Genomic DNA, 24,638 nt, shown 5'->3' on the forward strand with positions numbered 1-24,638 from the left:
CGGTGCGTCCGACAGCCATTGGCCGAACCCATGGCGCAACGCATACAGAAATGGGGGCGCGAGGGACGGGTCCCTCGCATCATCCTTTCACCACTTCTTCGACCACTCCGCCAAAGCCCCGACCTGCGAAGCATGCACCCGCGCAAACCGCCGCTTGCGCAGCCACAGGATCGACCAGTCGCCCGAAACCATCCGCGCGGCAAGGCGCATCCCCGCCCGGCGGCAGGCGGCGCGCACTTGCGCCTCTTGCGTTTCCAGCAGTCCCGCCAGCAGCAGATGCCCGCCCGGCACCAGCGATTTGGCAAAATCAGGCGCCAGCGAGATCAACGGCCCGGCCAGAATATTGGCGATTAGCAGGTCGTAAGGCCCGCGCGCCTGCAAAACCGGGTCGTCCATGCCATCGGCCACGACCATCGTGACCTCACCCGCGCGTGCGCCCATGGGAAAGCCGTTGACCGCGCAATTATGCTCGACCACGCCAACGCAGGCGGCATCGATGTCGCTGGCCGTGGCAAAGGCGCGCGGCCACAATTCCAGCGCGGCAAAGGCCAGCAGGCCCGTGCCCGTTCCGATGTCGGCGACATTGCGCGCCATCACGCCCTGATCCTTCATATGGCCCAGCATGGTCAGGCAACCGGCGGTGGTTTCATGATGGCCGGTGCCAAAGGCGCGACTGGCGGGAATTTCGAACGGGATCAGACCCGGCACAGGGGCGTGATCGGGCGTGTGGACGCAGAATCGCCCCGCCACGATCGGTTCGAGGCCCTCCTGGCTGGCGGTGATCCAGTCGATATCGGGCAGGCGCTCGATGATCAGTTCCGGAGTCGCATCGGCAAATAGCGCCATAACCGCATTTTTATCCGCCTTGCGCGGCTTGCGCGGCAGATAGGCCTCCAGCACCCATTCCTCCGGCTTGTCCTTGGCCACTTCACAGCCCGACAGCACGATCTCGAAATCCCAGTCAAAAGCGTCTTCATGCGCAATCAGCGCCGCTTCGATCTGATTACGGGGCCCGAAAACGATGATTTTCCAGTTTTCGGTGGATTCAGGGCTGTCATGGGGCTCGGTCATGTCGGCGCAGATAGGCCCAAGCCCGGCCAAAGCCAAGGGGTCGCGCGATGGTCATCGGCCTGAGCCGTGATCGCGACTTTGGCCGCCCAATTGCGACTTTAGCGGCAATGCCTCATTGTGAAGCTTGCACGCGACAAGGATTTGGCTAAGGGGATTTTCGCGCGGGACTGTCCCGCAACGCAACATGAACCAGCCCAAGGGGGATTCGTCGCAATGGCTCAAGCCTCGCAAGCCCGCAAAGCGCGGCCGCTTTCACCGCATTTGCAGATCTGGCGCTGGGGACCAGCTATGGCTGTCTCGATTTTGCACCGTGCCACGGGCAGCGCCGCGTCGTTTGCCGGGCTTGGCCTGCTGCTCTGCTGGCTCGGCACTCTGGCCGCAGGTCCTGACGCCTATGCGCTGTTTCTGGCGCAGGCTGGCACCTGGTATGGCCGCATCGTGCTGATCGGTATCAGCTGGTCGGTCTTTAATCATGCCGTTTCGGGCATCCGTCACTTCCTGCTCGACATCGGCGCGGGCTTTGAAGTGAAGAGCAACAATTTCTGGTCGGCGCTTTGCCCGGTCATTGGCATCTTGCTGACGGCGGCCTTCTGGGCCTGCCTGCTGGCCCGTTAAGGGGATAGGAAGATGGGTAACGGAACTTCCGTCGGCCGCGTGCGCGGCCTTGGCTCGGCCCACTCGGGCTCGCATCACTGGCTGCTTCAGCGCTTTACCGCAATCGGCAATCTGGTGCTGACCAGCTGGCTGGCCGTGTCGTTCATGGCGCTGCCGAATTTCTCTTACATCACGCTGCGCGACTGGATCGTCAGCCCCGTGACCTCGACCGGTCTGGCGCTGTTTGTGATCAGCACGTTCTGGCACGCGCGCCTTGGCCTTCAGGTCGTGGTGGAAGACTATGTTCATGAGGCCGGCGCCAAGTTCGCCGCCATGACCGCGCTGAACCTGGCCGCCTTTGGCGGCGTGGCCTATGGCCTGTTCAGCATCCTCCGTCTCGCGCTGGGAGCATAAGATAATGTCCGCGCCTGCTTACAAGATCATCGATCATACCTACGACACCGTGGTTGTCGGCGCTGGCGGCTCGGGCCTCCGCGCCACCATGGGCAGCGCAGAAGCCGGTCTCAAGACCGCCTGCATCACCAAGGTGTTCCCCACACGCAGCCACACCGTGGCGGCGCAGGGCGGCATCGCGGCCAGCCTCAAGAACAACACGCCCGATCACTGGACCTGGCACATGTACGACACCGTCAAGGGGTCGGACTGGCTGGGCGACCAGGACGCCATTGAATATATGGTGCGTGAAGCGCCTGCGGCCGTTTACGAACTGGAGCACGCGGGCGTGCCCTTCAGCCGTAACGCCGACGGCACGATCTATCAGCGCCCGTTCGGCGGCCACATGCAGAACATGGGCGAAGGCCCGCCGGTCCAGCGCACCTGCGCCGCAGCCGACCGTACCGGCCACGCCATGCTCCATGCGCTGTATCAGCAGTCGCTCAAGTATGACGCCGATTTCTTCATCGAATATTTCGCCATCGACCTCATCATGGACAATGGCAAATGCGTCGGCGTGATCGCCATCTGCATGGATGACGGCACGATCCATCGCTTCCGCTCGCATGCGGTGGTGCTGGCCACGGGCGGCTATGGCCGTTCGTATTTCACGGCCACTTCCGCCCATACCTGCACCGGCGACGGCGGCGGCATGGTGCTGCGCGCGGGCCTGCCTTTGCAGGATATGGAATTCGTGCAGTTCCACCCGACCGGCATTTACGGCGCGGGCGTGCTGATCACCGAAGGCGCGCGCGGCGAGGGCGGTTATCTGACCAACTCGCAGGGCGAGCGTTTCATGGAACGCTATGCTCCCTCGGCCAAGGATCTGGCCTCGCGTGACGTGGTGTCGCGCTCGATGGCGCTGGAAATCCGTGAAGGGCGCGGCGTTGGGCCGCATGGCGACCACATCTATCTGCACCTTGATCACATCGATCCCAAGGTGCTGGCCGAGCGTCTGCCGGGCATCACCGAGAGCGGCAAGATCTTTGCCGGTGTCGATCTGACCCGCCAGCCTCTGCCGGTGGTGCCGACCGTTCACTACAATATGGGCGGCATTCCGTGTAACTATCACGGCGAAGTCGTGACCATCGGGGCGGACGGCAATCCGGACACCGTGGTTCCCGGCCTGTTCGCTGTGGGCGAAGCGGCCTGCGTGTCGGTCCATGGTGCGAACCGCCTTGGCTCGAACTCGCTGATCGACCTTGTGGTGTTTGGCCGCGCCACCGGCCACCGCCTGAAGGAAATCGTGAAGCCGGGCATGGCGCATGGCGAACTGCCCGCCGATTCGGCCGATCTGGCGCTGACCCGTCTGGACCACTTCCGCCACGCCAAGGGCGGCAGCTCGACGGCGGAAATCCGCACCGAGATGCAGCGCACCATGTCGGGCCACGCTGCGGTGTTCCGCACCGACGAACTGATGGCCGAAGGCAAGGCCAAGCTGGCCGTGACCTATGACAAGATGCAGGACATCGCGATCAAGGATCGCTCGCTGATCTGGAACTCGGATCTGATCGAGACGCTTGAACTCGACAACCTGATCTCGCAGGCGTCGGTCACGCTGCATGGCGCCCACGCCCGCAAGGAATCGCGCGGCGCCCATGCTCACGAGGACTTCCCCGACCGCAACGATGCGGAATGGATGAAGCACACCGTGGGCTGGTTCGACGGCTGGGGTGGCAAGGGCGGCAACGTCAAGCTCGACTATCGCCCGGTCCACGAATATACGCTGACCGACGATGTGGAATACATCAAGCCGAAGAAGCGCGTTTACTAAAACGCCTGCCTTGGGTCGAAGTGCAAAGAGCCGGGGGCATATCGCCTCCGGCTTTTTTTGTGTCTGCCGAAGGGGTGAAGGACGCATCGCCATCGCGGGTGTCTCACGCGAAGAAAGGCCCGACAACCGAAAGGTTTACGGGCCGATTTCTGCTCTTGGCGTATGGCATTATTGCAGTGAGATAGGTGGTTTTTTCAACGTTTTGAAGGCTATAGGGTTATTGCCACCTGCACGGCTCCGACCGACAATTCCAAAATCAAGCGCCAGAATTTTCATGCCTCGCCGCTCGTCATTGCCCCCAATTGGTCATACGGGCCGCGCCGGATAGCGACAGCCCTTCTGCAGCCCAACGCCTTTCAAAAAGGCGCGACGGGCAAATCCGGCATAGATGGCCTGCTGCAACTCGCGATTGTTCGCATTGGCGCCGCTGATCTCGCGCACAATGCCGCGAAACGGGATCAGGCCGCCGACCAAATCCTGCGCGACCTTGCCCGGAATGACCGCCTTGCCCTTGCGCCTTGCCGCATCGACGTCCTCGCCCAGCACCGCATTAAGCTGCCCGACTTCTTTCTGCAGCGACGGACAACGGCTCATGCCGGCCAGGCTGTAGGGCGCGCGCTGTGCCTGCAAAAGGATCGCCGGGATTTTGCTCTTGCGCAGGTTGAGATCGCTCAGCGGGGTGGTGGCGACATCCTCGGCGCTGGGCGCGGCGCGGGTGACGGGCGCGGGCGTTTGCGCCTGAACCACACGCGGGGTCAGCAAAAGGGGGATCAGGGCTATCGTCATCAATCGGCAAAGGGTCATCGCGCTTGCACTCCTCTCTGGGACTGCAATGCGCGAGACGCGAAAAGGTGGCGTCAGCCTTTCATGGCCGCGAAAGTATTGCATTGTGCCGGGTCGCCGGTTTCCATCCCCCGGCGCAGCCATTCCATGCGCTGGGCCGAAGAGCCATGGGTGAAGGAGGCCTCGACAGGGGTGCGGCCCGCCGATTTCATCAGCGTATCATCGCCGATCTGGTGCGCCGCATTCAGCCCGCTTTCCATATCGCCCTTTTCCAGCCGGTCACGGTTGCGCGCTGCCCAGACGCCGGCGTAGCAATCGGCCTGAAGCTCCAGCCGCACCGAAAGCGCGTTGGCCGCATCGGGATTACGCTCCTGCTGGGCCTGAACCTTGGCCGATGTGCCCAGCAGGCTCTGGATATGATGGCCATATTCATGCGCGATCACATAATCGCGGGCAAATTGTCCGGTGGCGCCCAGTTCGGAGTCCATCTGGCGATAGAAATCGGTGTCGAGGTAAATGCCATGATCGGCGGGACAGTAGAACGGACCCATCGCACTCTGAGCCGCGCCGCAACCCGACGATCCGCGCGAGGAATAGAAGACGAGGCGAGGGCGGGCGAAATTATGCCCCCGCCCATCGAACAGGCCGCGCCATGTCTTGTTGAGCGAGGAGAGCGCGTTGCAGCTCTCCCGGCTTGCCGCGTCCACGGTGCAGCTGCTGGCCGCATCGCTGCCGCTGGCCGCGGGGCGCTGGGCCACGGGCGCGCCGACCTGTCCGCCGCCTGCCAGACCCAGCACGCTGAGCGGGTTGAAGCCGAGCATCCACGCGCCCACCATCAGCAGCGCGATGGTGCCGATCCCCAATCCGCCGCCGCCCAGTTGCAGCCCCTGACCGCCCCCGCCAAAGCCAAAGCCGCCCAGACCGCCCCGCCCGCGCTGATCCTCGATATCCACGTCATTGGGGTCGAAATCGTCAAGCCGCATAAAACTGTCCCTGTTTCACGCCGTTCTAGATGGGCCTTTCGCTGCGCCTTGCAAGCGATCGATGATGCATCAAGGCAACTTTCGGATTTTTCCCCATTTTGGCTGCATTGTCAGTCTTGCGGGGCAAAAGGTTCTGTGTAGGCTGGGCCGCGATGAGACGAGGCCGGGCAGCGACAGACAGCAGATGGCGGCGCAGCTTTGTGCCGCCCATGGCCGCATTGCTGGCCGTATTTTGCGCAGGGTCCGCGCATGCCCGCCCCGACAGCCGCAGCGAAAGACAGATCGAGGCGCAATTGCTCGAACATATTCGCGTGCTGGCCAGCGATGATTATGGCGGGCGCGAACCGGGCACCGATGGCGAGGCCAAGACCTTGCGCTATATCGGGCGGCAATTGTTCGAAATGGGGCTGGTTTCGGGCACCAATCAGCCCGCCAATCCATGGTACGCGCCCGTGAAACTGGTGGCGCGCGAACCGGCGGGCAGTGTCGCGCGCTTCTCCCGGCGCGGGCGCGTCGCGCCCTTTGATCAGGGCGAGGTGCTGCTGCTCACCTCCGGACGAAGGGCGCTGGTGCAGGGGGCGCCGCTCTATTTCGTCGGGCGGGGCAATGTCGTGCCGCCGCGTGCGGAACTGGCGGGGCGGGTGGCGCTGCTGCTCGATGATCAGGGCGGGCTGGGGGCCAAGGAGGCGCCCTATGGACCGGACGCGTCGCGGCGTCAGAATGCCTTGCTGGCAGGCGGGGCGGCGGCGGTGGTCACAGTGCTGGATGGTCAACGCACGCTGGCGGGCGTGGCCGAGCGGCGGCGGCGTCAGGGCTATGCGCTGGCCAGCGAGGCGCTGGGCGGCGATATGGAGGGTTTTCTCTCGCCCGAGGGGCTGGAGCAGGCGCTGGCAGGCGTGCCGGACAATCTGGCCAGTTTGCGGCGCGAGGCGGATCGGCCCGATTTTGCCCCCCATCTGCTCGACGTCTCGGCCAGTTTCGAGGCGACGACGCGCGAAACCTCCATTCGCACGCATAATCTGATCGGGCGCATTCCGGGGCGCAAGCCGGGCTCCGGCGCGGTGCTGCTGCTGGCCCATTGGGATCATTTCGGCCAATGCGCCAGCCCGCCTGCCGAGCATTTGATCTGTAATGGCGCGGTGGACAATGCCAGCGGGGTTGCGGCCTTGCTGGAGGTTGCGCGGCGCTTGATGAAGGTGCCGGGGGGCATGGAGCGCGATGTCATTGTGCTGTTTACGACGGGCGAGGAAATCGGCCTGTTGGGGGCAGAGGCTTTTGCGGAAAATCCGCCGGTTCCGCTCAAGAATATTGTTGCTGCCTTCAATCTCGATTCGGTGGCGATTGCGCCCGCCGGAACGCCGGTGGGGATTGTCGGGCGCGGCATGACGGTGCTGGACACCGGGATTGCCACGGTCGCGCGCGAACAGCGGCACAAATTGTCGATGTCGGATGAACCCAACCGCTACATCCGTCGTCAGGATGGCTGGGCGCTGATGTCGCATGACCTGCCCGCCGTGATGGTGACCAGCGCCTATGGCGATCTGACCCGGCTGGAGAAGTATTTCGACACCGATTATCACCGGCCGCAAGACGTGGTGAAACCGGGGCTGGAACTGGGCGGGGCGGCCGAGGATGTGGCCTTTCACGTTGCTTTGGTGCAGTATTTTGCCGATACGAAACGCTTTCCGGCCACGGTGGTGACGGGCGCGCGCTGATGCTGTCGCGCGGGTGAACGGGTGGTTAATTGACGGCCAATCGGGCCGGGCATATCCATAGCAGGTCGTAAACCGCGACGAGGAGGGATTCGATGAAAAAGCTGCTTTTGCCGATGGCTTTGATGGCTCTGGTTGCGCTGCCGGTGGGTGCTCATGCCGAGCAATGCCGTAACGCGAAGGGGCAGTTTGCCAAATGCGGTACGCCCGGCGCCATGCCCGCCAAGGCCGGTCCGGCGATGAAGCCAGCAGCCCCCGCGATGAAGCCCGCGATGGCTCCGGCGATGAAGCCCGCTGCGCCTGCGATGAAGCCCGCGATGGCACCGGCCATGAAGCCTGCGGCCCCGGCCATGGCTCCGGCCAAAAAGGCGCCTTGCAAGGATGCCAAGGGCAAATTCATCAAATGCCCCGCATGATTTTTTGATCGCGTTCTTTCGCGACGCCGAAAGCGCGCCGGGCCATGGGCTTGGCGCGCTTTTTTATTTTGATATTTCAGGATTTTAATAAACTATCCCGAAGGTATATATCGAATTGTTAACCAAAGGCGGTCACTCTTCTTAATCAGTAAATATACGAATCATCGGGTCACAAAAATATTGCCTCTTTTGCCGGGGGGAGTGGGCTGCCATGAATTTCTATCTCGCCACATCGTTCATTTTTCCGCGTTCGTTGCGCATGCGGATCTTCTTCCTGTGCTTTGTGGCCACGCATATGCCTTTGCTGTCCTACACCCTTTGGGGCCTGGCGACGGGCAGGATTGCATGGGCCGAGTTCTGGCTGCTGCTGATGGCGACGGCGGCGGGGATGGGTTTGGCGCTGCTGGGCATTGGCGCGCTGCTGGCGCCGATTGAAAAGCTTGCCGAGGCGCTCGATACGCCGGAGGATGATGGACAGGGCGTGCATGACCTATCGCGCACGCATGATCTCATTCAAAAGCTGTATAATGGCGTCAACCGGGCGCGGCGCTCAACCGACAAGGCGATGCGCGAACTGGACATCGCGGCCAATGAGGACATGTTGACCGGCATCCTGAATCGGCGCGGATTCATGAAAAAACTCAACGCTTTGCCCGAGGCGCAGCGGCACGGCTGCTTTGCCATTCTCGACATTGACTATTTCAAGCAGGTCAATGACGAGATGGGGCATGATGAAGGCGACCGGGTGCTGCGCGCTTTGGCCGGGCGCCTGTCGGAGCAGACGCGGCGCGCCGATATTGTCGCGCGCTGGGGCGGCGAGGAGTTTGTGGTCTTTTTCAGCGGCGTGATCGAAACCGAGGCCTGCTGGGCGCTCGAACGCATCGCCTGGCGGATGCAGGGCGATCCGATCGGGCGGATCAAGGGGCGCCCGATTACCTTTTCCGGCGGGGTTTGCCGCTGGGTCGAGGGCGATCTCGACGGTTCGCTGACCCATGCCGACGAGGCGCTCTATGAGGCCAAGCGCAATGGGCGCGATCAGGTCTGCACGGCGGTTGCGCTGACACCTGCGCGGTAAAAGGCGGCCAACAAAAATCGCAATGTCATGAAAACACCCTAAACTCCCCTCTAGCCCTTTGCGCCATGCTTGTTTACATGGGCCGCCACGAATCGATGGGCGGATTCATCAAACGCCCTTCAGCATGGGAATTCAGCGTGGCGATCATGGACATCTCTCTCGGCCTTACCTTCGACGACGTGCTGCTGCGTCCTGCCGAAAGCGACATCGTGCCCTCCATGGCCGATACGCGCACTTGGCTGACCAAGGGCATTGCGCTCAACATCCCGGTGATCTCTTCGGCGATGGACACCGTGACCGAGGCCGATATGGCCATCGTCATGGCGCAGTTGGGCGGCATTGGCGTGCTGCACCGCAATCTGACCATCGAGGAGCAGGTCGCCGCCGTGCGCGCGGTCAAGCGCTTTGAAAGCGGCATGGTGGTCAACCCCATCACCGTCGGCCCCGATGCCACGCTGGGCGAGGCACGCGCGATCATGCAAGCCAACCGCATCAGCGGCATCCCCGTGGTTGAGGCCAGCGGCAAGCTGGTCGGCATCCTGACCAACCGCGACGTGCGCTTTGCCGACAATGCGGCCCAGCCGGTGCGCGAATTGATGACGCATGAAAATCTGGCCACCGTGCGCGCGGGCGTCAATCAGGACGAAGCGCGCAAGCTGCTGCATGCGCGACGCATCGAAAAGCTGCTGGTGGTGGACGATGCCTATAAGTGCGTTGGCCTGATCACGGTCAAGGACATTGAAAAGGCTGTCAATTATCCCAGCGCGACCAAGGATGGCGCGGGCCGCCTGCGCGTTGCTGCGGCGACCACCGTGGGCGACAAGGGCTTTGAGCGCACCTCGGCGCTGATCGAGGCGGAATGCGATGTGGTGATCATCGACACCGCCCATGGCCATAACCGCGATGTCGCCCGCTCGGTTGAGCGCGTGAAAAAGCTGTATCCCCATGCGCAGGTGGTGGCGGGCAATGTCGCTACCGCCGAGGCGACCAAGGCGCTGATCGACGCGGGCGCCGATGCGGTCAAGGTCGGCATCGGGCCTGGCTCGATCTGCACCACGCGCATCGTGGCGGGCGTGGGCGTGCCCCAGCTCACCGCGATCATGGAAGCGGCCAGCGCCGCGCGGGACGCTGGCGTTCCGGTGATCGGCGATGGCGGTCTGCGCACCTCGGGCGATGCGGCCAAGGCTCTGGCTGCTGGTGCCTCGACGGTGATGGTCGGCTCGCTGCTGGCAGGCACGGAAGAAGCGCCGGGCGAAACCTTCATCTATCAGGGCCGCGCCTACAAGGCCTATCGCGGCATGGGCAGCGTCGGCGCGATGGCGCGCGGCTCGGCCGACCGCTATTTCCAGCAGGACATCAAGGATCAGATGAAGCTGGTGCCCGAAGGCATTGAAGGTCAGGTGCCGTATAAGGGCCCGGCCAAAGATGTCATCCACCAGCTGGTCGGCGGCGTGAAGGCGGCAATGGGCTATACCGGCTGCGCCACGATCGAGGAACTGCGCACCAAGGCGCGCTTTGTCCAGATCACCAACGCAGGCCTCAAGGAAAGCCATGTTCACGACGTGACCATCACGCGTGAGGCGCCGAATTATCCGACGCGTTGATTTAAGGTTAGGGGTGCCTCCGGCGGGCAAAGGGTCTCGGACCCTTTGCAATCTCATTATGGGGATGATGGGGGCCAGATTGTGTGATGATTTTTGAAAGCCTGCGGCGCTGGCAAAAGGCGCCGCAGGCTTTCAAATTGGAACGGTGCGTCCGACACCTGACGGCAAACCCGTGGCGCAACAAAGACAGTAATGGGAGCGCGAGGGACTAGTCCCTCGCATTCAATCCTTCTTTAAAACCCCAAAAGGCAAAGCCCACCCGACATGACCCCCCAAGCCCGTGTTCAGGCCGCGATTGAGATCCTCGACGAGGTGATCGCCGCCGCGCGCAGGCAGGGCGCGCCAGCTGATCGCATCATCACCGAATGGTTCCGCACGCGCCGCTTTGCGGGCAGCAAGGACCGGCGCGCGGTGCGCGAGCTGGTCTATGGCGCGATCCGGGCGTGTGGGCCAGTTCCGGCGGGCGGGCGGGCGGCGATGCTGCGCGTGGCGCAGGGTAATGCGGCATTGGGCGCGCTGTTTGATGGCGGGCGTCACGCGCCCGCGCCCATGGACCCAAGCGAAGAGGTCGCGCAGGGCGGGGTCGCGCCGGATTGGTTGACGCAACGCTTGGCTGCGGGCGGGGTGGCCGGGGCGGATGCTCTGGCCTTGCTTGATAGGGCGCCGCTCGATGTGCGCGTGAATGCGCTCAAGGCCGATCGTTCATCGCTGACTTTGCCTGAACCGGGCGAGGTTTTGCTGGCCCCGCAAGGCTTGCGCTTTCCCGCCAACACGCCGGTCGAGGGCTGGGACGCCTATGCGCAAGGTCAGATCGAGGTGCAGGATGGCGGTTCGCAACTGGTCTGCGGCGCGGTCAATGCCCAGCCCGGCGAGACGGTGATCGACCTGTGCGCCGGGGCGGGGGGCAAGACTTTGGCGCTGGCTGCGGCGATGGGCAATCGCGGGCGGTTGGTGGCTTGCGACGTCGACCGGGCGCGGTTGTCGCGTCTGGCGCCGCGGGCCGAGCGGGCCGGAGCGCTGATTGCCGAAACGATCCTGATGAACCCCAACCGTGAGGCGGAGGCCCTGGCCCCGCTGATGGGGCAGGCCGACGCGGTGCTGATCGACGCGCCTTGCAGCGGCACCGGCACATGGCGGCGCAATCCCGAGGCGCGCTGGCGTCTGACAGAGGCGGAACTGGCGCGGATCGCGGCGATCCAGTCGCGTCTGCTCGATCTGGCGGTGGGGCTGCTCAAACCGGGCGGGCGGATCATCTTTGTCACCTGCTCGCTGCTGGACGAGGAAGGCGCGGATCAGTTTGCCGCATTTCTCGCCCGTCATCCCGCCATGCGCCCAATGCCGCTGGATTTGGGCGCAGGGCAGGCGCGCGGCGCCGGAATCCGCCTTTCTCCGGCCCATGATGGCACAGACGGCTTCTTTGTTGCCAGCGCCCGCTTGTTGTAAGCGCAAGCCTTTGGTAGCAAGATTGTCATGTTCGAAGCCTCCCCTGATATCCGGCGGTTTCGCCCCGTTTCGGCCAAGGAAATAGTCATGCGTTTTGCCCCCGTCTCGGCTGCCCTCTCGCTGGCCCTGGCCGTGGCGGCCAGCAGCAGCCACTCCGCTGCGGTCGAGGTGCTTGACCCGCGCGCGGCGGTGCTGGAGCAAGCCGGGCAGACGGCGCTGAACGCGGGCGATGTGGACAAGGCCACCGATGCCTTTGAGGCGGCGCTGGCGGTTCAGCCCGGATCGAGCCGGATCACCATCTCTCTGGCGCAGGCCGCGCGGATGCAGGGGATGCAGGGCAAGGCGCTGCACTATTACCGCACCGTTCTGAGCCGCGATCCGCAGAATATCGACGCCATGGGCGGCGAGGGCGAGACGCTGGCCGAAAAGGGCGCGGTGGACAAGGCGCGCGAAAATCTGGCGAAGATCGAGAGCCTTGGCGGCCGGGGCAGCGATGCGGCCAACCGCCTTGTCGCCGCGATTGCCAAGGGGCCTTTGCCCTCGGCGATGCCCGGCGCGAAGGTGGCCAGCACGGTGGACGTTGCCGCCAAACCAGCCCCTCAGGCCAACTAAAAGACAGGCCGATTAAATCAGCGCGCGGAATTCTTCCAGCACAGCGCGATAGACGCGCTTTTTGAACGGCACGATCAGGTCGGGCAGGTGGTCGGCCTCGGCCCATTTCCAGGCGTTGAATTCGGCCGGTTCATGCGCGTTCAGATTGATGTCCTCATCATGGCCGGTAAAGCGCATCAGGAACCAGTGCTGGCGCTGGCCGCGATATTTGCCCTTCCACAGCTTGCCGATCAGGTGATCGGGCAGGTCATAGAGCAATTCCTCGCGCGTCTGGGCCAGAATGGTTGCATGGGCCTCGCCCACGCCGGTTTCCTCCGCCAATTCGCGAAAGGCGGCGGCGCGCAATTCCTCGCCGGGGTCGATCCCGCCCTGAGGCATTTGCCAGAAATCGCCCTCACCATCGACCTCGCTCTCGCGCTGATCGATTCGGCGGCCGACGAAAACCCGGCCATGGGCATTCACCAGCATCACGCCAACGCAGGGACGATAGGGCAGGGAAGCAAGATCGGTCATGGGTTTAGGCAGGCTTTCTTTGTTGCTTGGCGGCAGGATAGTCGTCTTGGCCGCACCGTCAAAGGGGAAAAGGTGAGGGCGCGGGGCAATAGAATCGCGATTGCCGCTTGACTAGAGCCCGCAACAGGTTTTGGGCAATTGCGACAGGTCCGTGCGCATGTCGGCCTTCCGGGTCGCGTTAAGGATTGTCGGGTGGAAAGCGCATCAAAAACCAACGATGCGTTTTGGCACTGACAGTTTTTCTCGATTGCACATGCGATGCCGCCGCGCCAAGGGCGATTACCTTCGGCGCGAAAGCAGCAGCGGTTCGGGCCGGGTATGGAAGGACGATGATGGCTACTGTTCTGGAAGCGGGCGCGAACGAAGGGCGTTCGACTGACAACACACCCGAAGCGGTGGTGGTGCGTTTTGCGGGCGATTCGGGCGACGGCATGCAGTTGACGGGCGGGCAGTTCACGCTCTCGACCGCGCTGGCGGGCAATGATCTGGCCACGTTCCCCGACTTTCCGGCGGAAATCCGCGCGCCGCAAGGCACGCTGTTTGGCGTTTCGGCCTTCCAGATCAATTTCGGCAGCACCGAGATTTCGACCGCGGGCGACCAGCCCGACGTGCTGGTGGCGATGAACCCCGCCGCGCTGAAAACCAACGTGGGTCAGTTGAAGGCGGGCGGCCTGATCATTGCCGACTCGGGCGAGTTCAACAAGCGCAACCTCGAAAAGGCCAAGTATGAGAGCAACCCGCTCGAAGACGGCAGCCTGGCCAAGTGGAACCTGCTGGCTTTCGACATTTCCAAGCTGACCCTGGAATCGGTCAAGCCCTTCGGCCTTGGCAACAAGGAAGCGCTGCGCTGCAAGAACATGTGGACGCTGGGCCTTTCGCTCTGGATGTTCGACCGTCCGCGTCAGCCGCTGATCGACTGGCTCAACACCAAGTTTGCCAAGAACAAGACGCTGGCCGATGCCAATATCGCCGCGCTGAACGCTGGCCATGCCTATGGCGAGACGGCCGAAATCGGCGGTCAGGTCAAGAAGCTGCATATCGAGGCCGCGCCCCAGACGCCGGGCCTCTATCGCACGATCACGGGCGCGGATGCCATCAGCCTTGGCCTGATTGCCGGTGCGCAGCTTGCCGAACTGCCGCTATTCTTTGGCGGCTATCCGATCACGCCTGCCTCGGCGATCCTGCATAATCTGGCCAAGCTGAAGGAATTTGGCGTCACCACCTTCCAGGCCGAAGACGAAATCGCCGCTGTCGCCAGCGCGATTGGCGCTTCCTATGGCGGTTCGCTGGGCGTGACTTCGTCCTCGGGTCCGGGCATCGCGCTCAAGACCGAGGCGATTGGTTTGGCCGTTATGACCGAATTGCCGCTGGTGATCGTCAACTCGCAGCGTGGCGGCCCCTCGACGGGCTTGCCCACCAAGACCGAGCAGTCGGACCTTTATCAGGCGGTCTATGGCCGCAATGGTGACACGCCGCTGCCCGTGATTGCCGCACGTTCGCCCGCCGATGCGTTTGAATGCGCGATCGAGGCCTGCCGTCTGGCGGTGCAGTTCATGACGCCGGTGATGCTGTTGACCGATGGCTATATCGGCAATGCGGCCGAGCCGTGGAAGGTGCCTGACCCTGAGAGCTTTACCCCATTCCCGGCCAAGTTCCTTGAACAGAACAACAACCCGGATGGCAAGGTTCTGCCCTACAAGCGCGACGAAAATGGCGTGCGTCCTTGGATCAAGCCCGGCACCCCGGACCTGATGCACCGCATCGGCGGCATCGAGAAGGCACCCGACACCGGCGACCTCGATTACTCGCCCGCGACGCACCAGTTGCAGACCGACGCCCGCAAGGCCAAGGTCGACGGCATCGCCAACCATATCCCCGCGCAGGAAGTGTCGCAGGGCACGGCCACCGGCAAGCTGGCGCTGGTCGGTTGGGGCAGCACCTATGGCGCGATCCATCAGGCCGTACGCCGCGCCCGCGCCAAGGGTCTGGACGTTTCGCACATCCATATCCGCCACGTCTGGCCGATGCCCGCCAATCTGGGCGATCTGCTGCGCGGCTATGACAAGATCATCGTGCCCGAAATGAACACGGGTCAGCTCAAGACCGTGCTGCGCGATCAGTATCTGGTCGATGCGCGTCCGCTGAACAAGGTTTCCGGCCAGCCCTTCACCATCGCGGAAATCGAAGCCGCGATCGAAGCTGCGCTTGCTTGAGGGATAGTATCATGAACGAAATGACCACGATCAAGACGACCCTCAAGGACTGGGAATCGGATCAGGAAGTCCGCTGGTGCCCCGGCTGCGGCGACTATGCGATCCTGAAAGCGGTGCAGCGCACGCTGCCCGAATTGGGCGCGGATCCCGCCAAGACTGTGTTCGTATCGGGCATCGGCTGCTCCAGCCGCTTCCCCTATTACGTGTCGAGCTATGGTTTCCACACGATCCATGGCCGTGCGCCCGCTTTTGCCACCGGGCTGAAGCTGGCCAATCCTGACCTCGATGTCTGGCTGGTGACGGGCGATGGCGATGGCATGTCCATCGGCGGCAACCACACGATGCATTTCCTGCGCCGCAACATCAATTCGCAGATCCTGTTGTTCAACAACGAGATTTACGGCCTGACCAAGGGGCAGTATTCGCCGACCAGCCGCGAAGGCACGCCCAGCCCGACGACCCCGCTGGGCAGCGTGGACCGTCCGATGCAGCCTTGCGCCTTTGCGCTGGGCGCGGGGGCGCGGTTTATCGCGCGCGGCTTCGATACGTCGAAGAATCTGGGCGAAGTGCTGAAGGCTGCTCATGCCCATCAGGGCGCGGCTTTCGTGGAAATCTTCCAGAACTGCATCGTCTATAACAAGGACCGCTTTGCCGACTTTACCGAGAAGGCCGTGGCTGACACGCGCCAGCTCTGGCTGAAGAATGGCGAGCCGATGCTGTTCAACAAGGGCACGCAGGGCCTGCGTCTGAACACCGACCACCTGCATCTCGAAATCGTCGATGTCGTCGATGGCGACTGGCAGGCTGCGGGCGTGCTGGTGCATGACATCAAGAACCGTTCGATTGCGCATATGCTGGTCGAATTGCCGATGGCTCTGTTCCCGGTCGCGCTGGGCGTGATCTATGACGATCCGCGCCCGACGTATGAATCGGCCCTGCTGGGTCAGGACGCCGTGGCGCGCGAAGGCAAGGTCGCCAACCTCGCCAAGCTGCTGGCCAAGGGCCAGACCTGGACGGTGCAGCCGGAGGATCAGGGGCCGCTTAGCGGGGTCTAAGGTTTAAGGGGCCTCCGGCGGGTAAAGGGACTCGTCCCTTTACAATCCCGTTATTGGGTGGCGCCCGGGGGCTCGACCTTCACTGCGTTTGAAATTGAAAGCCTGCGGCGCCTTTAGCTAAGCGCCGCAGGCTTTTTATCATCATGCAGCGGCGTCGCAGATAAAACACTACCCCATAATGGGATTGCAAAGGGCCGTCGCCCTTTGCCCGCCGGAGGCAAAACTTCCCTTTCTACCATCTTCCCACCCTACGAATTGGGGCTAACCCCGAACCATGACTGAACCCATCCTCTTGTGGTTTCGCCGCGATCTTCGCCTTTCCGATCAGGCGGCGGTGATGGCGGCGGCGCAATCCGGCGCGCCGGTGATCCCGGTCTATGTTCTGGATGATGATACGCCCAAGCATCGCAAACTGGGTGCCGCCTCGCGCTGGTGGCTGCACGGTTCGCTTGAAAGCCTCGCCCGCGATCTTGAGGCCAAGGGCAGCTGCCTGATCCTTCGGCGCGGCGCGGCGGCCGAAGTTTTGAGCCAATTGGCGCAGGAAACAGGCGCGCGCGAAATTCACGGTCTGCACCATTACGAGCCATGGTGGTTGAACGCGGAAAAGGCGATCAGGCGCAAGGGTTTGGACCTGCACCTGCATGATGGCAATTTCCTGATTCCCCCCGGCAGCGTAACGACGGGGGCAGGGACGCCCTATCGCATTTACACGCCGTTCTGGCGTCAGGTGCAAATGCATATGCCGCCCGCCCAGCCTGCGCCCGCGCCCGATACAATTCCCGCGCCCAAAGTATGGCCCACCAGTGACGATCTGGCCGACTGGTCTCTGTTGCCGACGAAGCCCGATTGGGCACCGGGCTTTCGCGCGGAATGGACACCGGGCGAAGGCGGCGCGCAGGATCGACTTGATGCGTTCCTCCCCCGCGCACCCGCCTATGAGGAGCGCCGCAATCTGCCCTCGCAGTCCGGCACCAGCCGCCTTTCCCCTCATTTGGCCTTTGGCGAAATCAGCCCGGCGACGCTTTGGCACGCGGCGATGGACCGGGGCGGATCGGTGAATGTGTTCCTTTCTGAACTGGGCTGGCGCGATTATGCGCAGAATATCATTGCCGAATTTCCCGATTACGGCGCCCATTCGGCCAAGCCTGATTTCGAGGGGATGGCGTGGCGCGACGCTCCCGATGAGCTCAAGGCATGGCAGGCAGGCATGACCGGCTATCCCATTGTTGACGCGGGTATGCGTGAATTGTGGGCGTGGGGCTGGATGCACAATCGCGTGCGGATGATCGTCGCCAGTTTCCTTATCAAACATCTGCTGATCGACTGGCGCCATGGCGAGCAATGGTTCTGGGACACGTTGGTCGATGCCGATTATGGGCAGAATGCGGTTAACTGGCAATGGTCGGCAGGGTCCGGCGTCGATGCCAATCAGTTCACCCGCATCATGGCGCCCCTGACACAGAGCCCCAAGTTTGAGGCGGGCGATTATATCCGCCGCTGGGTGCCGGAACTGGCCGATCTGGACGAGGGCGAGATCCATGATCCCACGCCGATCACTCGTCGGCGCTGCGGCTATCCGATGCCGATCGTCGGCCATGTCGAGGGCCGGGAAAGGGCGCTCGCGGCCTATCGGGCCATGAAGGGCTAGACGGAAAAAGCAGGCGCGGCGCGTCGGGGGTTCGCGACGAGGGGCGTGTCCGCGAACGGCCATTGGCCGCGCCTGCTATAGGGATCGGGCTGAGGCGCTTCGCACACAACTCGCCAGGCCCGGTCGCCGATGGAGATCGGCGACATAGGCATATTCGCAAAATGCAATGAAATTTGCGTTGCCGGTCTTAGTTAACGGTGATCCGGTGCGGGCTGGCGAAATCCTGCCCGACCAGTTCAACCACCGCATCGGCCACGACCGACGGGTCTTTGACACTGTTGGGATCTTCGCCCGGATAGGCTTTGGCGCGCATCGCGGTGCGGGTGGCGCGGGGGTTAACAATTGCCACGCGCACCGAGGAGATATTCGCCACCTCCTGCGCATAGCAGTCGAGCAGCACTTCCTGCGCGGCCTTGGTGGCGGCATAGGCGCCCCAATAGGCGCGCGGCTGAGTCGCAACCGTCGTGGTCAGGCCGATCACGCGCCCGGCCTCGCTCTTGCGCAGCAGGCGGTCAAAGGCGGCCAGCAAGGCCTGCGTGGCCAGCAGATGGGTCGAAACCGCCTTGCCCAGCGCCTTTTGGTCAATATCGACCACCGGCATCAGCGTGGGCAGAATGCCCGCGTTGATCACCATCACGTCCAGCTTGCCCCAGCGCCCTGCCACGGCCTCGGCCAGGCGCGCGATGGCGTCCTGTTCGAGCAGATCCATCGGGGCGATGGTGGCGGTGCCGCCCGCCTCGTGGATCGCCTGTTCAACGCCTTCCAGCGCCTTCACATCGCGGCCCGTGATGATGACATGCGCGCCCGCCGCGGCCAGAGCCTGCGCCGTGGCGGCGCCGATCCCGCGGCTTGCGCCGGTCACCAAAGCGATCTTGCCGGACAGGTTCATCGATTACGCCTCGGTCTCGCCCGCCACCGCATCGGCATCATAGTCGGTCAGATGGGTGGGATATTCGCCGGTGAAGCATGCGTCGCAGAATTGCGGGCATTTGGGATTGCGGTCCTGCTGCCCCACGGCGCGATAGAGGCCGTCGATCGAGACAAAGGCGAGGCTGTCGGCCTGAATGTAATCGGCCATCGCCTCCAGATCCATCCGCGCGGCCAGCAATTTGCTGCGCTCCGGCGTATCGACGCCGTAGAAGCACGAGTGGTCGGTCGGCGGGCTGGCGATGCGCATATGCACTTCGGAGGCGCCCGCATCGCGCATCATCTGCACGATTTTAAGGCTGGTGGTGCCGCGCACGATCGAATCGTCGATCAGCACGATGCGCTTGCCCGCCACCAGCGCGCGGTTGGCGTTGTGCTTGCGCTTCACCTCGGCATGGCGCTTGCTGTCGCCCGGCTGGATGAAGGTGCGGCCGACATAGTGGCTGCGGATGATGCCCAGTTCGAAGGGGATGCCGCTCTGCGCCGCATAGCCGATAGCGGCAGGCACGCCCGAGTCGGGCACAGGCACAACCAGATCGGCGTCCGCAGGCGCTTCCTTGGCCAGTTCGACGCCGATCTGGCGACGCGATTGATAGACCGATTGGCCACCAAGGATCGAATCGGGACGGCTGAAATAGACCTGCTCAAAGATACAGGGGCGCGGCGCCGGATCGCCAAAGGGGCGGTGGCTGGAAATCACGCCATTGTGATCGACCACCAGCAACTCGCCCGGCGCAACCTCGCGCTCAAAATCCGCGCCGACCACGTCGAGGGCGACCGTTTCGGAGGCAAACACCACCGCGCTGCCGATGCGGCCCATCACCAGCGGGCGGATGCCCAGCGGATCGCGGCAGGCGATCATACCGGCCGGCGTGGTGCAGATCAGCGCATAGGCGCCCTCGATCAGCCGCAGCGCATCGACGAAACGGTCGAGCAGCGTGGGATAGCGGCTGGTGGCGACGAGGTGGATGATGACCTCGGTATCAGAGGTCGACTGGAAAATCGAACCTTTATGCACCAGATCACGTTTCAGCGTCATGGCATTGGAAATATTGCCATTATGCGCGATCGAAAAGCCGCCGTCGGCAAGATCAGCGAACAGCGGCTGGATGTTGCGCAGGCCCGATCCACCCGTGGTGGAATAACGCACATGCCCCGAGGCCATCATGCCGGGCAGGTCGGCAAAGATATCCTGATTCTTGAACACATGGGCCACATGGCCGATGCCGCGATGGGAAAAGAATTCGCCACCGTCAAAGCTGGTGATGCCGACCGCTTCCTGGCCGCGATGCTGGAGCGCATGCAGGCCCAGCGCCACGACCGAGGATGCCGAGCGCGCGCCGATGACGCCGAAAATGCCGCATTCTTCATGCAGCGTGTCTCCGTCATCGCCCACATCCCAGGGGGTTTCATCGCGGAAAGCGTCGGAAGGGGCGGCGTGTTGGCTGATGCTGGTCATGCGGATGGATGCGACTCTTCGATGACAATGCGCCGGGGCGGCGCGGGGCGGGGCGCATTTGGCGCTTGTTGCCCCCGAAAGCAAGGCCCCGGTGCATCACATCTCGTTATGCCGCGATGGAAAGGCGGTCGCGCCCTGCTCCCTTGGCGGCATAGAGCGCCTGATCGGCCTCGGCCATGGCGGTGTCGGCGCAGGTGCCAAGGCGGGCAAGGCCGATGCTGGTGGTCACAAAAATCTCGTGGCCGTCATAGACCGTGGGCGCATGGGCCAGCGTCTTGCCAAGCCGCGCGCAGATCCGTTCGGCCACCTCGATGCTGGCGCCGGGCAGCAGCAGGGCAAATTCCTCGCCTCCGATCCGCGCCAGCATGTCGGTGCCGCGCAGGCCCTGACGCGCCACCGCGCCAAAGGTGCGCAACACCGCATCGCCCGCCGCATGGCCATAGCGGTCGTTGACCTGTTTGAAGAAATCAAGGTCGATCAGCGCCACGCAGCCCGTTTGCCCGCGTGTAATACAGCCGTTGATCGTATCCAGAAACAGGCGGCGGTTGGGCAATCCGGTCAATTCATCGGTCAGCGCCGCGCGGGCCAGTGCATTTTCATAGGCCTTGCGTTCGGACATATCGCGCACCACGCTGACCACGCTCTCGACCTGTCCGGCCTCGTCCAGCACGGCGCGCATCTGCGCTTCGTACCAGCGCGGGGCGGCCTTGCGCGGCTTGCCCAGAAATTCGACATCCACCGCATTGCCCTTGGCCGCGAGCGCGCGGCGATAGGCCTCGACCACTGCGCGGCGATGGCGCGGGGCCACCAGGCGCAGCGCGGCATGGCCGATCAGGCGCTTCGGCTCCTGACGCGAGAGCTGTTCGATCGAGGCCGAGGCGAAGCGTATCCGCCCGCCCGGATCGGTCGAAAGGATGATGTCCGATGAATTTTCAGCTAGCAGACGATAGCGCGTCTCGCTCTCGCGCAGGCGGGCGAGAAGGTTGCGCATATGCTGAATCGCGCTGGTCACCGGCATGATGGCAAGGGCGGTGGTGGCCAGATAGACCTGAAGAAACTGCAATTGCCGCCCGATGCTGTGACCGCCGAACGCCAGCGTGCTTTCGCCGCCGCGCACGAACCACAGGCCGATCACCGCCAGAATGACATACATCAGCGAGAGCGTGGCCAGATCGACAAACACCGTCGAGACCACCAGCAGCAGGATGGGCAGGAACAGCACCGGCATCATTGTTTGGGCAAAGCAAAGCGTGGCCACCAGCGCCATGGCAATAGGAAAACCCAGTGCCACCTGCCAGCGCGGCCGGTCCATCAGAAACCGCCGCCCGCGTCGCTGGGAATGGGCCAGCACCGTGAAACAAGGCAGGAAAATCATCAGCCCCAGACCGTGGCTGAAATACCAGTTGCGGAAATTCTGGAGCGTATCGCCATGGCCCGCAATCGCCAGCGCGACCAGATTGATGCCGGCGCCAAGCAGGGGCGTGCAGACCGAAACGCCAAACAACAGGCCGATCAGCCAGTTGAGCGACCCCACCAGCTCGCTTTTGGGCAAAAGCCGGCGCATCATCAGGGCCGCCACGACCGCCTCGGACATATGGCCCAGCGCCACGATCGGCGCCACCGCCCAGCCCAGCCCCCAGATCCCCGTCACCAGCACGGAAGCCAGCGCACAGGCCGAAACCCGCGAAAACCACGTGCGCGGCGGCACGGTTGAAAGCGATGCCGTCAACACAGCGCCCGCAGGCCAGAGGAAACTGTTGCCATGGTCGATCTGGGCAAAACTGGTGCCCAATTGCGCGCACAGGAAATAGACCAATCCCAAAATGGCAAAGCCGGGAGGCGCGCGGTCATGGATTGGCGGGATGCGTAATCTCATGGGCAGAGAATGTACGTATATAACGGTTAATTTCGTCTTTAGGCTGAGGGTGGATTGATGGGGAAACAATTCGCGATGAAGCGCGTTTTGCGGTCATCGGGGATTGCACGTTGCGCCGCAGACGGCGGACGCCTAAATCCTGCATCGGACGCCCGATCGGGCCGCAGCAAACAGGCGCTATAATTCCGTGATTCTCAATCGATTTGAATGGACAGTGGCCAAACGCTACCTGCTTCCGGGGCGTGGCGAGGCCTTTATCGCCCTTGTCGCAGGCATCAGCCTTGTGGCCGTTGCGCTTGGTGTGGCCGCGCTGGTCGTGGTGATGAGCGTGATGAACGGCTTTCGCGCCGAACTTCTCGACAAGATCGTCGGCCTGAACGGTCATGCGATCATTCAGGCCTATGGCGGGCGACTCGATAATTGGCAGCAGGTGCTCAATGAGGTGCGCGCCACCCCGGGTGTGACCAAGGCCAGCCCGCTGATCGAACAGCCTCTGCTGACCACCTTTAACGGGCGGGTCGAGGCCATTCTGGTGCGCGGACAGACCGCGCCAGATATTGCCGCGATGAAGCCAAAGGTGGTGGCCGGATCGATGGATGCCATCACGCCCGACAGCGGCATGGTGGCCATTGGCGCGCGTCTGGCCGAAAGCCTTGGCGCGCGGGTGGGCGACAGCATCACCGTCATCAACCCCACCGGGCGCGACACGCCTTTCGGTACCGTTCCCCGTCAGGTTGCCTATCAGGTGGGCGCGATCTTTGAGGTAGGGATCTATGACTATGACAATGCCTTTGTTATCATGCCGATCCCCGATGCGCAGACGCTGCTGCTGACCGGCGATTCCATCGGCATGATCGAGGTCAAAACCGACAATGCCGACAAGGCCGCCGAAATGCTGGCGCCTTTGGGCAAGAAACTGGGGGGGCAAGCGACGATCACCGATTGGAAAACGATCAATGCGCAATTGTTCGATGCTTTGGCTGTCGACCGCGTGGTGACCTTTGTGGTGCTGTCGCTGATCGTGCTGGTGGCATCGTTCAACATCCTGTCCAGCCTGATCATGCTGGTTCGCGCCAAGACGCGCGATATTGCCATCATGCGGACGATGGGGGCCTCGCGCCGGTCGATCATGAAGATATTCCTCACCATCGGCGCGGTGATTGGTTCACTGGGGACGGGGGCCGGGCTGGTGCTGGGCTTTGTCTTCCTGTTCTATCGCCAGAACGTGCTCAATTTTGTCCAGATGGTCACGGGTCAGCAATTGTGGGATCCCAAGATCCGCTTCCTGACCGAATTGCCCAGCCGGTCCGATCCGGTCGAGGTGATCGGGATCGTCGCCATGGCTCTGGGCCTGTCTTTTGTGTTCACCCTGTTCCCGGCCTTCAAGGCGGCGAGCACGGACCCGGTGCAGGTGCTGCGTTATGAATGAGGTGTTGAAGCTGACCGGCCTGACCCGTGCCTTTGAACAGGGCGGGGTGCGCATCGAGGTGTTGAAGGGCATCGACCTGTCGATCATGCCGGGCGAGATCGTTGCGCTGCTGGGGCCTTCGGGGTCGGGCAAGTCGACGATGCTTCAGGCGGTCGGCCTGCTGGAAGGTGGCTTTGGCGGGCGGATCGAGGTGGCTGGGCAGGACGCCAGCGCGATGAACGGCGATGCCCGTACCGATCTGCGCCGATCCTCCATCGGTTTTGTCTATCAGTTCCACCATCTGCTGCCTGATTTTACAGCGATGGAGAATGTTGTCTTGCCGCAATTGGTGGCCGGTCATGCGCAGGGCGAGGCCGAGGGCCGCGCGCGCGAGTTGCTGGGCGCGCTGGGCCTGTCCTCGCGCATCACCCATCGCCCCAACCAACTCTCGGGCGGCGAGCAGCAGCGCGTGGCTGTGGCCCGCGCGCTGGCCAACCGTCCGCGTCTGGTGCTGGCCGATGAACCCACCGGCAATCTGGACGAGGCGACCGCCGACCGTGTGTTCGACGAATTCCTGCGTCTGGTGCGCGAGAGCGGCGCTGCCGCGCTGATCGCCACGCATAATGAGCGGCTGGCGCTGCGCATGGATCGCGTTTTGCGGCTGCACGAAGGTCGGCTGCGTGATGAACGTGCGGCCAATTCTGAACAAACCGCTTGAAGGTTAATGTCGCGCCTCCCACATGGAGCGGGAAGGGCGCAAAATAAGGAGATGTCCATGACCAAACTGATCGACTGGCAGGAAACGGTGGCGCTGCATCTGGCCAATGACGGTGGCGGACTGCTGGACGAATTAAAGACGGTGCGGCGTGGTACTCTGGCCGATCTGGTGCGCTATATCGCCTTGCTCGATGCGCCGGAGCGCGAGCGTTACGAGATCGAGCGCGTGGGCGACCATCGCATGAAGGCGGATGAGATCATGGAACTGTATGCCCGCGCCGATTTCCCCCACGCGGCGTAAG

The 24,638-nt window shown here is 63.2% G+C and carries 22 protein-coding genes; 15 read left to right on the forward strand and 7 right to left on the reverse strand.

The window, feature by feature from the left end:
- Positions 1–87: 87 nt before the first annotated feature.
- Positions 88–1,071 (reverse strand): 50S ribosomal protein L11 methyltransferase, encoded by a 984-nt coding sequence (locus tag PQ467_RS09365; RefSeq protein ID WP_274173173.1) that lies wholly within the window; start codon positions 1,069–1,071, stop codon positions 88–90.
- A 213-nt stretch (positions 1,072–1,284) separates the two neighbouring features.
- Here PQ467_RS09365 and sdhC point away from each other — a divergent pair, with 213 nt between their 5' ends.
- Genes sdhC through sdhA form a run of 3 tightly spaced genes read left to right on the forward strand, consistent with a single transcriptional unit; the run spans position 1,285 to position 3,892 of the window.
- Complete coding sequence (gene sdhC, locus PQ467_RS09370; RefSeq protein ID WP_274173174.1) at positions 1,285–1,686, forward strand: succinate dehydrogenase, cytochrome b556 subunit; 402 nt, start codon at positions 1,285–1,287, stop codon at positions 1,684–1,686.
- A 12-nt stretch (positions 1,687–1,698) separates the two neighbouring features.
- Positions 1,699–2,079 (forward strand): succinate dehydrogenase, hydrophobic membrane anchor protein, encoded by a 381-nt coding sequence (sdhD, locus tag PQ467_RS09375; RefSeq protein ID WP_274173175.1) that lies wholly within the window; start codon positions 1,699–1,701, stop codon positions 2,077–2,079.
- Positions 2,080–2,083: 4 nt separating this feature from the next.
- The gene (gene sdhA / locus PQ467_RS09380) at positions 2,084–3,892 is read left to right on the forward strand and encodes a succinate dehydrogenase flavoprotein subunit (RefSeq protein ID WP_274173176.1); all 1,809 of its coding nucleotides are present in this window, start codon (positions 2,084–2,086) and stop codon (positions 3,890–3,892) included.
- 306 nt (positions 3,893–4,198) lie between these two features.
- Here the strand turns inward: sdhA and PQ467_RS09385 are convergent, their stop codons facing one another.
- Positions 4,199–4,678 carry a hypothetical protein gene (locus PQ467_RS09385; RefSeq protein ID WP_274173177.1) on the reverse strand — a complete coding sequence of 160 codons (480 nt, stop codon included), beginning with the start codon at positions 4,676–4,678 and terminating at the stop codon, positions 4,199–4,201.
- 71 nt (positions 4,679–4,749) lie between these two features.
- Positions 4,750–5,658 carry a KPN_02809 family neutral zinc metallopeptidase gene (gene ypfJ / locus PQ467_RS09390; protein WP_274173178.1) on the reverse strand — a complete coding sequence of 303 codons (909 nt, stop codon included), beginning with the start codon at positions 5,656–5,658 and terminating at the stop codon, positions 4,750–4,752.
- Between the two features lie 209 nt (positions 5,659–5,867).
- On the opposite strand from ypfJ, the gene PQ467_RS09395 reads away from it, so the two are divergent.
- The 6 genes from PQ467_RS09395 (at position 5,868) to PQ467_RS09420 (ending at position 12,520) form a co-directional block, all read left to right on the forward strand.
- Positions 5,868–7,373 carry a M28 family metallopeptidase gene (locus tag PQ467_RS09395; protein WP_274173179.1) on the forward strand — a complete coding sequence of 502 codons (1,506 nt, stop codon included), beginning with the start codon at positions 5,868–5,870 and terminating at the stop codon, positions 7,371–7,373.
- A gap of 92 nt (positions 7,374–7,465) precedes the next feature.
- Positions 7,466–7,786, forward strand: coding sequence for a hypothetical protein (locus PQ467_RS09400; RefSeq protein WP_274173180.1), 321 nt, complete (start codon positions 7,466–7,468; stop codon positions 7,784–7,786).
- 211 nt (positions 7,787–7,997) lie between these two features.
- The gene (locus PQ467_RS09405) at positions 7,998–8,861 is read left to right on the forward strand and encodes a GGDEF domain-containing protein (RefSeq protein ID WP_274173181.1); all 864 of its coding nucleotides are present in this window, start codon (positions 7,998–8,000) and stop codon (positions 8,859–8,861) included.
- Positions 8,862–9,007: 146 nt separating this feature from the next.
- Positions 9,008–10,465: an IMP dehydrogenase gene (guaB, locus tag PQ467_RS09410; protein WP_274173182.1), complete on the forward strand. Its 1,458-nt coding sequence runs from the start codon at positions 9,008–9,010 to the stop codon at positions 10,463–10,465.
- A 264-nt stretch (positions 10,466–10,729) separates the two neighbouring features.
- The gene (locus PQ467_RS09415; protein ID WP_274173183.1) at positions 10,730–11,908 is read left to right on the forward strand and encodes an RsmB/NOP family class I SAM-dependent RNA methyltransferase; all 1,179 of its coding nucleotides are present in this window, start codon (positions 10,730–10,732) and stop codon (positions 11,906–11,908) included.
- A gap of 87 nt (positions 11,909–11,995) precedes the next feature.
- Complete coding sequence (locus tag PQ467_RS09420; RefSeq protein WP_274173184.1) at positions 11,996–12,520, forward strand: tetratricopeptide repeat protein; 525 nt, start codon at positions 11,996–11,998, stop codon at positions 12,518–12,520.
- A gap of 12 nt (positions 12,521–12,532) precedes the next feature.
- Here PQ467_RS09420 and PQ467_RS09425 read toward each other — a convergent pair whose 3' ends face one another.
- Entirely contained in the window at positions 12,533–13,033 is a 501-nt protein-coding gene (locus PQ467_RS09425) for an RNA pyrophosphohydrolase (protein WP_274173185.1), read from the reverse strand.
- Positions 13,034–13,365: 332 nt separating this feature from the next.
- Between PQ467_RS09425 and PQ467_RS09430 the strand changes: the two genes are divergently transcribed.
- From PQ467_RS09430 to PQ467_RS09440, 3 genes are all read left to right on the forward strand, one after another.
- The gene (locus PQ467_RS09430) at positions 13,366–15,246 is read left to right on the forward strand and encodes a 2-oxoacid:acceptor oxidoreductase subunit alpha (protein WP_274173186.1); all 1,881 of its coding nucleotides are present in this window, start codon (positions 13,366–13,368) and stop codon (positions 15,244–15,246) included.
- Positions 15,247–15,257: 11 nt separating this feature from the next.
- The gene (locus PQ467_RS09435) at positions 15,258–16,301 is read left to right on the forward strand and encodes a 2-oxoacid:ferredoxin oxidoreductase subunit beta (RefSeq protein ID WP_274173187.1); all 1,044 of its coding nucleotides are present in this window, start codon (positions 15,258–15,260) and stop codon (positions 16,299–16,301) included.
- Positions 16,302–16,575: 274 nt separating this feature from the next.
- Entirely contained in the window at positions 16,576–17,949 is a 1,374-nt protein-coding gene (locus PQ467_RS09440) for a cryptochrome/photolyase family protein (RefSeq protein ID WP_274173188.1), read from the forward strand.
- A gap of 187 nt (positions 17,950–18,136) precedes the next feature.
- On the opposite strand, the gene PQ467_RS09445 is transcribed toward PQ467_RS09440, so the two are convergent.
- The 3 genes from PQ467_RS09445 to PQ467_RS09455 all read right to left on the reverse strand — a co-directional run bounded on the left by PQ467_RS09445 (position 18,137) and on the right by PQ467_RS09455 (position 22,211).
- Positions 18,137–18,838, reverse strand: a complete 702-nt coding sequence (locus PQ467_RS09445) for an SDR family NAD(P)-dependent oxidoreductase (protein WP_274173189.1) — start codon at positions 18,836–18,838, stop codon at positions 18,137–18,139.
- A 3-nt stretch (positions 18,839–18,841) separates the two neighbouring features.
- Positions 18,842–20,335 (reverse strand): amidophosphoribosyltransferase, encoded by a 1,494-nt coding sequence (purF, locus tag PQ467_RS09450; RefSeq protein WP_274173190.1) that lies wholly within the window; start codon positions 20,333–20,335, stop codon positions 18,842–18,844.
- A gap of 106 nt (positions 20,336–20,441) precedes the next feature.
- Complete coding sequence (locus tag PQ467_RS09455) at positions 20,442–22,211, reverse strand: sensor domain-containing diguanylate cyclase (protein WP_274173191.1); 1,770 nt, start codon at positions 22,209–22,211, stop codon at positions 20,442–20,444.
- A gap of 187 nt (positions 22,212–22,398) precedes the next feature.
- Between PQ467_RS09455 and PQ467_RS09460 the strand changes: the two genes are divergently transcribed.
- From PQ467_RS09460 to PQ467_RS09470, 3 genes are read left to right on the forward strand one after another with little or no spacing between them, the layout of a single operon-like run.
- Entirely contained in the window at positions 22,399–23,640 is a 1,242-nt protein-coding gene (locus tag PQ467_RS09460; RefSeq protein WP_274173192.1) for a lipoprotein-releasing ABC transporter permease subunit, read from the forward strand.
- Positions 23,633–24,337, forward strand: a complete 705-nt coding sequence (locus tag PQ467_RS09465; RefSeq protein WP_274173193.1) for an ABC transporter ATP-binding protein — start codon at positions 23,633–23,635, stop codon at positions 24,335–24,337. The genes PQ467_RS09460 and PQ467_RS09465 overlap by 8 nt, the downstream gene beginning before the upstream one ends.
- Before the next feature lie 57 nt (positions 24,338–24,394).
- Positions 24,395–24,637, forward strand: a complete 243-nt coding sequence (locus tag PQ467_RS09470; protein WP_274173194.1) for a hypothetical protein — start codon at positions 24,395–24,397, stop codon at positions 24,635–24,637.
- Position 24,638 lies beyond the last annotated feature (1 nt).

Origin of the sequence: Novosphingobium sp. KACC 22771 (assembly GCF_028736195.1) — a bacterium.
GTDB lineage: Bacteria > Pseudomonadota > Alphaproteobacteria > Sphingomonadales > Sphingomonadaceae > Novosphingobium.